This is a genomic window from Shewanella sp. SG41-4 (assembly GCF_014164505.1).
In the GTDB taxonomy this organism is placed as follows: Bacteria; Pseudomonadota; Gammaproteobacteria; order Enterobacterales; family Shewanellaceae; genus Shewanella.
In genome coordinates, this window is the sequence record NZ_JACJFI010000146.1 from 1 (window position 1) to 10540 (window position 10540).

Sequence of the window (10540 nt, forward strand, 5' to 3'; positions counted from 1 at the left end):
AGATGATAGACGTTCAATATTAGTAGGATTAACAAGCGAAGGCATGGCGCTTCATAAACACCACAATCGCATGCATATACAACTGACGGAAGATATTACTCGTCATTTAGATCAAAATTCGATAGATGTTCTGACCAAGAGTTTTGAAAAAATGAACCGAGAATTCTAATCTTCAGATTGTAGAATATGATGTTACAACGTCAAATGAAGTGCTAATAAGAGAACAAGTAAATCGTTATATATCAGTATTTTGGGCGTAAAAAAAATACTTTAGATAGTGCTTGTTTTATTTTTGAATCAACATTAGTTTTGGACACACGAAGTTTGTGTCCAAAACTATTTATCTATTCTTTAAAAGTGTTACTTTCAGATACTGCCATGACTTCACCATCGTCAGCAATTTGAAAATATAACGTCTTTTTATCTTCTGCATTAGTGGCACTCACAATATAAACGCCTCCTGTAACGCTAAAGACCGTTACATCTGCAACGGTAATATTTTTCCATGATACCGGAAGCTGACCAACCGCATAGCCGAAGTCCTTAAATGTCATTTGTTTTGCAGACTTAATGACAACACTGATGGCAGCATTATCATTCATATGGCCATGGCTTGAATGTGCCAGCGAATAACTGCTGATTAAACAGCTCAAAAGCACCATTGTAAAAAGTAATGTTCTCATAAATTTCCCCTTATTATTTTAAACCGATCATTTTAAACCAATCATTTTAAACCAATCATTTTAAACCGATGACTTTGTATTGTCCTTTTACCAATAACTGCACTGCTACCGGTTGATTAGACTTATTTTTCCAATACCATCCGTGGGAACCAGCAAAAGGTGCCGTAAAACTACCTTTCATATCAGCCGACGTCGCGATGACATAACTTTCGTAATATCCTGAGGTATCTCCCTTTGGCTCACCATGGAGGTCAACAAATAAAGCCGTCCCATCTGTTATCCATTCATAGGTCATTTTTTCAAATTGTTGCATGTCGAATTTATATTCTATTCCACGCCCTGCAGGTACCATCACTTCTATCGTTTGAAACTCATTAGAGCCTTCGGCAGGAGCGCTTTGTTGCACTTCTGGTTCTGCCGCTTGCGCTAATACTGTGACACCTATCTTTTGTCCAATTCCAGTCGGATCGATGTTGTATTCGGCGGGTAAAATTAGCGTAACTAAAGCAATGCCTGCTACGACAATCGCCGATAGAGCGGCTTTAATTAACGTACTGCTGCTGACTGTATGTTGCATATTTATCTCTTTTTTATTTGTTAATTACGAAGCCAGTCAGTTGATACACAATCAACATGACACCCGCGCTCATTAATAGTGTGTTTGTAAGCGTAGAAAAACGCTGAAATGAAGGCCATTTTCGCCATACATTAATGACAATCAAAATAACCACTAGCGCAGCAAATTGACCCAGTTCTACACCAATATTAAAGGCCACTAGATTGGTAAAAAGGCCTTCTTTTGGTAAATTGAACTCCTGCAACTTAGTCGCTAAACCTAAACCATGAAACAACCCAAAAATTAATACTGCCCATTGGGTATTAGGCTGCCAATTAAAGCAACGCTTAAAGCCGCCTAAGTTATCAAATCCTTTGTACACGACAGATAAACCAATAATCGCATCAACGAGGTAGGCATTAACTTGAATATCGCCTAAAACACCAAGTAGTAAGGTAGTGCTATGGCCAATAGTGAACATCGTGACATATAAGAAAACATCCCGGCTTCTATATAAGAAAAAGATAACACCAACCAAAAATAATAAGTGGTCATAGCCGGTAATCATGTGCTTAGCACCAATGTAGAGAAAAGGTACAAACTGCACGCCACTATTTTGTTCTAAAAAAGCTCGAGTGTTGTCATCAACCCCATGTGCAAATACTTCGATACTGATAAAAGCACAGCCAATGAGGATGGCGAACAAGCAATAGCTTGATAATTTACTTAGCATTGGATGACTCCAAAGTGTCTGTTTCAGTCAAAATAGCTTCCTTATGGGGGTGTAACATTCGATATAGTGGAATGCGGTAAGCAAAACAAATAAATCAGTGGGTAATCGGTTTTTTACTTTTACGGTTCTAACGAATTGATTCATTCATAGTCCTGATTCAATGGATGAAATAAGTCTCAATTAGATGATGGAGACCATCTACCATTAATACCGTAAACAGCATTGCAGTTAGAAAACACAGTCCCGTAAATACCAGAGTAAGTTCGGATATTTGGCTCTGTGGTGATAGAAGCTTTTGTACCCTCAAAGTAATTTGATCATGACTAAAATGACTAACCAGACTCCCCTCACAACTTTGAGGAAACTGACGTTGTTTCTTGGCTACTGAAATTAATGTTTGTGCCACATCAAGGTTATCGTGATAACCCGTTACGACGGAGTCTGCTTGTTGTTCTGTGAGCAAGGTAAAATGCTGTTGTAAAATGCGGCGAATTGGCTTTGGATAAAGCAGACAGAAAAAAGAGTAAATACTTTTAAATAGAGGATCTCTTGCACGAACATGCGCCAATTCATGTTGGATAATGATATCCAAAGCCGATGGTTCAAGCTGTTGAAGTAATCCAGTGGTAAGATAAACCCTAGGCTTGAGCAAGCCGATTGTAAAAGCTGCTGGGATGCTTAATGCAATAGAATAAATAGTCTGATTATTATCACAACTTATAGGTTGCACATCTGAAAATTTAAAAAGGTTGTGCATCGCGATTGAATGTCGACGAATTTGAGCAAACGCAAGGTTAACCATCACAGCCAATACGAGGGCTGCAACAACCAACGTTAAGCCATGCCAGCTTGTTAACTTGAACACATCAATATGGTGCCAATGAGCAATTTTTTCCATCAAAGCGATTAAATTATTAGTATCTTGACGTGGAAAAAATATGACAACGCAACATAAAGCTATCCACCAAGGCGCGGTTGCTAATAGCCATAACGTTCGCTTTCGAGCAATAAAACCAAATGAATTGAGGTTATTTTTAATCAACGGGATAATGGCAGATATTAATATCGTCACGATAACGAAAGCCGTTATTGTAACACTCATTAAATTCAACAAAATAGCCTCGTTACCCTCCAGCATCTTATGTTTGCCTGCTACGTAACTGGCGTTGCTGTTCGATAAGTTTTTCCAACGCTTCAAATTGAGCATCATCGAGATTGGCTGATGAGGAAGCAAAAGCAGCAATAAGACTATGCTCGCCATCTTCGATAAAATCGGCTGTAACATCTGTAATTAACGTGGCGATGAGCGATTCACGATCGACTATAGCGGTATACAAATGTGCATGCCCCTGCTTAGTTCGGCTTAACAGACTCTTCTTAAATAATCGATCTAATGTAGTTTGAATCGTGTTTAACGAGTTACCACGACTCATCCCAACGGCAATATGAACACGCTTCGCATCGGCTTCTTTTTCAGACCAAAGGAATTGGAGCACTAACTTTTCTAGATCGCCTAATTGCATTACATAGTTCTCTTAACAACGTATGCAATAGTATGTCAAACTAAAAACCTATCGGCAATAGGTTTTTGTAAGCGTGATTGATAGATAATCTATAACATTGATAATTAATAATATTTTATTAATGAAACGATTTCTATTTTAACCTAAGAGTTAGCAACTCTGACGATAATTTAGCAGCACTAATCTTTCGATGCCGTTCATTACCAGCACGGTAATGATTTGTTTTTATGGCGAAAATGTATCAATAACCATAATGGCAACCATAATATCCTTTGAACAATAACTCGCTTTATACCCAGTAATAAGATTTGCGTCACGAGGAACTCGGTGTAAAAGAGCATGAATGATATTGGGCTAAAATCCCACAGCACTCGTATCATATGCAAATAATCATCACTAAGGGTTACACAATGTTTTCATTTTTAAAGCCAGACCCAGTCAAAAAATTACGTAAAAGTTATGACTTAATACTCGAACAAGCCATGCAAGCCCAGCGTAAAGGCGATATTAAAACTTATTCATTACTCACGGCTGAATCAGAACAGGTTTGGGCTAAAATTGCCGCTTTAGAAGCTGCAAGTAAATAATCGTTATAGTTAAGCCATTGCAAACAATGCGATCATAGAACATGTAACGAAGAGCTTTTTGGTAGGCCTTGATAATTCAAAGATAATGTAATTAAGATATATGTGAACCACCGTCAAGAATCGCCCCTTATTTAACGTTATGCTACGTAGGTCAAGGTCAATTAATACGCTAGTGATACTGGCAATGATGTTATTGACTCGTTACTGATGACATTCGTTATGGCACGTTATTGAGGAGAATGGGTATGTGGTGGCGAGTAACCATTATCAGCTTGGCTTATCTATTATTGGGCGCACATTTCTTACGTTTTGATCAGCATATATTGGCGATTATCGCCATTTGTTTGCCATTGTTGATGTTCATTCGACATTCATTTGTTTGTACATTACTCAAACTGGGATTACTGATCAGTGTGGTATTTGTGTGGGCGGTAACCACGTTTAATTTCATTGATATGCGCATTGCACTCGAACAACCTTGGTTAAGATTAGCCATTATCATGATATCAGTCATGATATTTACTTTGTTTGCGGCGTTTTCAACCAACGGCCTTAATCAAAAATTGAGGCGTTAGTCATAGCGAGAGTTACTTTTTCGGCTTCAACCATTTATAAATACTATCTTTACGGTAAAACAATAGCGCCGCAAATAACGCAATATAAATACTGGGTTCAATAATTTCAGACTTTACCGACCAATAAAAGTGGATTGGTGCCAATATTGCAGCCAGATAAATCCAATTATGCAATGATTGCCAGCGCTTACCCATACTGCGTTTAATCCGGTTCGGAGAGGTTATCGCCAGTAATAAAATGATAATCAAGGTCGCTGCGCCAACTAAAATATAAGGCCGCTTTATGACCTCTTCAAACAATAATCCCCACGCAAATAGCAAATCTAAGCTTATAAATGCACTTATGTGCAACAGCACATAGGCGCACACATACAAGCCCACCAAACGACGAGTTTGCATCAGCGCCGCTATTTTAAAGCGCTTGGCAATCGGTGAAATAAGCAGTGTCGCTAATAAGCTGTTAATCGCGCCCATGCCTGTGTAGTGAATAATGTACTGCACCGGATCGCCACCGGCATTGTCTGTTAACACTAGCGCCACGAGATAAAAGGCTGGCAATAAAAAACTAATATGCAACAACACCTTTAACCAAAATAGACCTCGAGGGCTTATCCGCATTAGTAAAACTTCCTCAAATCGATATTTTTGTATAAATCGGCCACTGAATCGCCATAACCATTGAACATTTGCGTAGGAATACGTTTAGCAGAAAATAAACCGCCTTCGCCAATACTGCGCTCAGATGCTTGCGACCAACGAGGATGGTCTACTTCAGGGTTTACATTGGCGTAAAAACCATACTCACTTGAGGCCAATTGATTCCAGCTTGTCGGTGGCTGCTTATCCATCACCCGAATACGCACAATAGACTTAATACTTTTAAAGCCATATTTCCAAGGCACGACTAAGCGGATTGGCGCACCATTTTGTGGCGGCAAGGTTTTACCGTATAAGCCTACGGCTAAAAACGATAAGTCATTCATGGCCTCGGCAACCGTTAAGCCCTCAACATACGGGTAATGGATCCCACCACCCATTAAGCGGCTCTTTTGCCCCGGCATTTGGTCTGGGTCAAATAGGGTTTCAAAGGCAATGTGGGTCGCATTACTTTGCACGCCGGCTTGTTTAAGTAAGCTGGCTAACGAAAAACCGACCCACGGAACCACCATCGACCAAGCTTCAACACAGCGTAAGCGATAAGTGCGTTCTTCAAGGGCAAAGCGCGTCGTCAGCTCATGTAAATCTAAGGTAATCGGTTTATCGACTAAACCGTCGATGGTTAACGTCCACGGATCAACCTTAAACCCTTGGGCATTATCAACTGGGTCCGATTTACTGGTACCAAACTCATAGAAATTATTGTGACGAGTCACTTTGTCTTCAGGGGTTTTCGGATTAGGTAACGCAAACTTGGCAGGTGTGGCGTATTGTAAGCCTTGAGTCACAAAAGGATTTTGCGCTTTTTGCTCGCCAAATAAATCAAAAATACCGGCTTGAACCTGACCAGGTAAACTCGCTCCCAATGCACCTAAACCCAAGGCTTTAATAATGTTACGGCGATCATTAAATACCGACTCAGGCGTAACTTGGTTATCAGGAAGCTGCCAAGAAGCACGTTTTTGTATGCCTTGAGTAAAACGTTTTTTACCGGTCATAAATCACCTCGTTAAAATATTTGTCGACAGCCAAGTGCTACCATAATCTGCCTTACGTCTCTCAATAGACAGGTAAAAAGCTATTTTTATTTCAGCTAATGGTTAAAAACAACTAAAAAACCGTTAACCTTTATCTATTCGCAAAATAGCACATTGAGTACGTCATCATAGTTGTCTATACGCACCAATATTGCGAGTAGATTTAAATTTAATCATTAACAACAATATTTCATTAAATCCTTAGTTTACCCCTTGCAGCTGCTTATTAGCCGTGCGACCCTTAACCATTATTTTCTATCGGTTTTTGTTATGCCTTTTGCAGTGTCGTTAACTCCTCCTCAAATTGCAGCTTTGATTGCTGTCGCGTTTGTTGCCTTTTTAATTGGCGCCCTAATCAATCAACGATTAACTCGTAAACGATGGGAGCAGCTTAAACTTCAACACGAACAACAAACACTGCAACAGCTCAACGAAGTTCAAATTGAAATGTCGAGATTACAAGATAATCTCGATGATAAAATCGATCACAGCAATCATCTGCAAAGTAAGATAGAAGATTTAATTGCCCAGCTTTCTAGTGCAGAAACTAAAGCCGATCGGGTTAACCTTGTTGAGCAACAAATGGTCGACACCCAACATCGTTTAATGGAATCGCAGCTCAACTTAGCCAAGTCAAACGCGGTGCAACAAACCATTTTGGTAAAAGCAGAAACAGAGCAAAAGTCATTACAAGATAAAATCGTGCTACTCGAGTCTGCTGAAGAACGCCTTAAACTGCAATTTGAAAACCTGGCTAATCGGATTTTTGAAGAACGCAGTGAAAGCTTTAAACAACAAAATGTCTCGCAAATTGACGGTGTTCTCGGGCCACTGAAACAACAATTAGAAGGTTTCAGACGTCAAATTCAAGAGTCGTATACACATGAGCAATCTGAACGTAGCGCATTAAAACATCAGTTAGATAATTTGCGCGATCTCAACTTAAAAATGAGCCAAGACGCCATTAACCTCACCAAAGCGCTTAAAGGTGACAATAAGCAGCAAGGTAATTGGGGTGAAGTCATTTTAGAGCGCGTACTACAAGAAAGTGGTTTACGCGAAGGCCATGAGTACCAAACCCAACAAGATTTAAAAGACGATAATGGCAAGCGTTTTAAGCCCGATGTTATCGTGCATTTACCCGAGCAAAAAGACGTGGTGATCGATGCAAAAATGTCGTTAGTTAGCTATGAACGCTACTTTAATAGCGAAGACAAAGTCATTCGAGACCAAGCCATAAAAGAACATGCATTATCGATTAGGCAGCATATTAAAGGCCTTAGTCAAAAAGATTATCATAAGTTGCATGGCCTTAAGAGCTTGGACTATGTGTTAATGTTTATTCCCATTGAGCCGGCATTTTTACTGGCCATTGAATATGACCCAAGCTTGGTTAATTTCGCTTTAGAGCAAAATATTATGCTGGTGAGTCCGACCAATTTATTAGTGGCTTTGCGTACTATCAATAATATATGGCGTTATGAGTACCAAAATCAAAATGCGCAAAATATCGCCAAACAAGCAAGTCGTATTTACGACAAATTATGCGGCTATCTTGAAGATATGGAAAAGCTCGGTCGCGCCTTAGATACAGCAGATAAAAGCTATCAAAGTGCCATGGCAAAATTGTCTTCTGGCAAAGGTAATGTCATTAGACAAGCGCATTACATGCAGCAATTAGGCGTCGACACCAGCAAGCAGTTAGATAAACAATTGCTCAACCGTGCACTTGACGAGTCAGTCGAAAAGCACGCCAGTAATAGTTAATCGATAAAATGAGTGATGATTAATCTTTATTTAAGCAATAAGGCTAATAGTCACTCAAAGCCGTATAGATTCATTAACAGCACACTTATTAGCGATTAATTAGCATACATACTGATAGCAAATGAAATACAGAGGCGGAGATAGTCATTTAAATGCGTAACACTTGGGCGAACACTTTAATTACTGGCGCATTATTATTCAGCACATCATTGGCCTTTATTGGTCAAGCTAATGCGCTGACTTCACAACAGCAACGTTATCTAGATGCTCGCCAGGCTCTGGATAAAAATCAACTCGACAAGTATCAAACCCTGCGCAACAAACTCGGCGACTACCCATTAACGGTTTACCTTGATTACCACGCCAAAATCGACAACATAGTTCAATCTCCTGGCGACAAAGCACTTAATGCTATTAACCAATTCGATACTACGCCACTTTATAACAATGCGCGTTACCGTTACCTGCTCAATGCCGGTAAAAAACAACGTTGGCAAGACTTTCTAGTGATCTCACCTGACACGCCTAATGATATCCGTTTACAGTGTTATTACTATCAAGCACAACTTGATGCCGGTAATAAAGAGATGGCTTACAAAGGTGTAGAACGCCTATGGGTTCATGGCTATTCACGCCCTAATGAATGTGATGCGGTGATAAACAAATGGACTAAAGCGGGCTATCGCACCCAAGAACTTATCTGGGCCAGAATGCTGCTAAGCTTCAATGCCGGACAATCAAGCTTGCTGAGCTATTTATCGCAAAAAGTCACCCAACACGATAATGAAGCAAAACTACTATTGTCGGTGTATCGCGATCCCAATATTTTGCGTCACATGAACAGGTTTTCCAGCTCTAAACCCATCGTGGGCGATATTGTTGACGCCGGATTACGTAAGCTGGCGCAAAAGGATTTACATCAAGCGATTAAGTTGTATGTTAAATATCAAAAAAACAATCGCTTCAGCGATATTGAAGGGCGCCAACTTAACCGCTATTTAGTCCGTCGAGCGTTGATTAAACAAGACGCCAAACTGGTGACGCATATTGATAACATGCTGCCATTACTAAAATCTGATGACTTATACGAAATGCGTCTGCGCTGGGCTATTCGGGAGCAAGACCTCAGCACGGTAGAGAAGTATTTAGCGTTATTGAGCGATCAAGGTAAAGCTGATTCTCGCTGGCAATATTGGCAAGCTAAGATGACTTCGCGCCATGATAAAAACCGCGCAACTCAATTACAGTCGACCTTAAGTGGTGAACGTAATTTTTACGGTTTTAACGCGGCTGAAGCGCTAGGCAAACCTCTGGCGATGAACGACGACAATTTAACCCCGAATCCTGAGTTGCAAGCGACGTTAAACCAAGATCCTGGTTTGGCGCGCGTAGTTGAATTAATGGCCTTAGATAAGCAAATTGATGCTCGTAACGAATGGCTGTATTTAATGCGTCGCCACAACAGTGAAATGACCGCCCAATATGGTCTATTTGCGTTAAATAATGGCTGGCATGCGTTTAGTGTTGAATCCAGTATTCAAGGCCAATTATGGAATTCACTTGCTCTGCGTTTTCCTGAAGCAGCAAACGATGAGTTCCTCAAAGCCAGTAAAAAGTTTTCGGTGAACATAGATGAAATCCGCGCTATTTCTCGTCGAGAAAGTGCGTTTTATCTGTATGCCACATCGGGTGTGGGGGCTAGAGGTTTAATGCAATTAATGCCCGCTACCGCCAAAGAAACGGCCAAAAAGAACAAAATACCTTTTAATAACGTAAAAGACCTGTACGACCCGAAAGTGAACATTATGTTAGGCAGCGCCTATTACAGTGAATTACTGAAGCAGTTTGGTCAAAACCGCGTGTTAGCAACAGCAGCGTATAATGCCGGTCCTGGTAGCGTTAGACGCTGGTTAAGACAGTCTAATGGCAGCTTAGATGTGATGAGTTTTATTGAAACGATTCCTTACACTGAAACTCGTGAATATGTTCAAGCAGTACTAAGTTACCGAATGATATTTCAACAACAAAAATCGTTAAGCGAAGGTATGTTTAGTTCAAAAGAGCTCAGCTACCTTTATTAATCGCGATTCATTGTTAGTAGCTGTTTTTAGCTCTAGTAGCCGTTGTTAATTGCTCGCCGTTAGTGAGTTGTTGTTCACAATAGCCGCCACGCTGTGGCGGTGTATTTTATTTCACACAGGCCAGCAAGATAACGTATGCTTTAAATATGTTATAGACTCGCAGAGTATTGCAACTGACTTGCGGGTTGATTCAGTAGGCAATTGGGTGCTGATAACGTTAAATTGTGGCGATAAACCATAATTAGCAAATGTAGTGATAATTCATCACTAGAAACAGTAACGATAAGCTATATTGATAAACCATAGCGATAAACCATAGCGATAAACCATAGCGATAAACC

The 10540-nt window shown here is 40.2% G+C and carries 11 protein-coding genes; 4 read left to right on the forward strand and 7 right to left on the reverse strand.

Annotated elements, in window-relative coordinates; translation table 11 throughout:
• Window positions 1–344: 344 nt before the first annotated feature.
• From H5202_RS13540 to H5202_RS13560, 5 genes are all read right to left on the reverse strand, one after another.
• Window positions 345–683, reverse strand: a complete 339-nt coding sequence (locus H5202_RS13540) for a DUF6488 family protein (protein WP_182772531.1) — start codon at window positions 681–683, stop codon at window positions 345–347.
• A 55-nt stretch (window positions 684–738) separates the two neighbouring features.
• The gene (locus H5202_RS13545; RefSeq protein ID WP_182772532.1) at window positions 739–1260 is read right to left on the reverse strand and encodes a hypothetical protein; all 522 of its coding nucleotides are present in this window, start codon (window positions 1258–1260) and stop codon (window positions 739–741) included.
• A gap of 13 nt (window positions 1261–1273) precedes the next feature.
• Complete coding sequence (locus tag H5202_RS13550) at window positions 1274–1972, reverse strand: HupE/UreJ family protein (RefSeq protein ID WP_182772533.1); 699 nt, start codon at window positions 1970–1972, stop codon at window positions 1274–1276.
• Between the two features lie 157 nt (window positions 1973–2129).
• Window positions 2130–3044, reverse strand: coding sequence for a M56 family metallopeptidase (locus tag H5202_RS13555; protein ID WP_336244801.1), 915 nt, complete (start codon window positions 3042–3044; stop codon window positions 2130–2132).
• A 67-nt stretch (window positions 3045–3111) separates the two neighbouring features.
• Entirely contained in the window at window positions 3112–3495 is a 384-nt protein-coding gene (locus H5202_RS13560) for a BlaI/MecI/CopY family transcriptional regulator (protein ID WP_182772535.1), read from the reverse strand.
• A 410-nt stretch (window positions 3496–3905) separates the two neighbouring features.
• On the opposite strand from H5202_RS13560, the gene H5202_RS13565 reads away from it, so the two are divergent.
• Together H5202_RS13565 and H5202_RS13570 are read left to right on the forward strand one after the other, a co-directional pair.
• Window positions 3906–4082 carry a DUF6435 family protein gene (locus tag H5202_RS13565; RefSeq protein WP_182772536.1) on the forward strand — a complete coding sequence of 59 codons (177 nt, stop codon included), beginning with the start codon at window positions 3906–3908 and terminating at the stop codon, window positions 4080–4082.
• Between the two features lie 245 nt (window positions 4083–4327).
• A complete protein-coding gene (locus tag H5202_RS13570) occupies window positions 4328–4657 on the forward strand; it encodes a hypothetical protein (protein WP_182772537.1) in 330 nt (109 codons plus the stop codon).
• A gap of 12 nt (window positions 4658–4669) precedes the next feature.
• Here H5202_RS13570 and msrQ read toward each other — a convergent pair whose 3' ends face one another.
• Together msrQ and msrP are read right to left on the reverse strand one after the other, a co-directional pair.
• A complete protein-coding gene (gene msrQ, locus H5202_RS13575; protein ID WP_182772538.1) occupies window positions 4670–5275 on the reverse strand; it encodes a protein-methionine-sulfoxide reductase heme-binding subunit MsrQ in 606 nt (201 codons plus the stop codon).
• The gene (gene msrP / locus H5202_RS13580) at window positions 5275–6312 is read right to left on the reverse strand and encodes a protein-methionine-sulfoxide reductase catalytic subunit MsrP (RefSeq protein WP_182772539.1); all 1038 of its coding nucleotides are present in this window, start codon (window positions 6310–6312) and stop codon (window positions 5275–5277) included. The genes msrQ and msrP overlap by 1 nt, the downstream gene beginning before the upstream one ends.
• 309 nt (window positions 6313–6621) lie before the next feature.
• Here msrP and rmuC point away from each other — a divergent pair, with 309 nt between their 5' ends.
• Both rmuC and H5202_RS13590 read left to right on the forward strand, forming a co-directional pair.
• Entirely contained in the window at window positions 6622–8118 is a 1497-nt protein-coding gene (gene rmuC, locus H5202_RS13585) for a DNA recombination protein RmuC (protein ID WP_182772540.1), read from the forward strand.
• Window positions 8119–8270: 152 nt separating this feature from the next.
• A complete protein-coding gene (locus H5202_RS13590) occupies window positions 8271–10199 on the forward strand; it encodes a transglycosylase SLT domain-containing protein (protein WP_182772541.1) in 1929 nt (642 codons plus the stop codon).
• The last annotated feature ends 341 nt before the right edge of the window (window positions 10200–10540 follow it).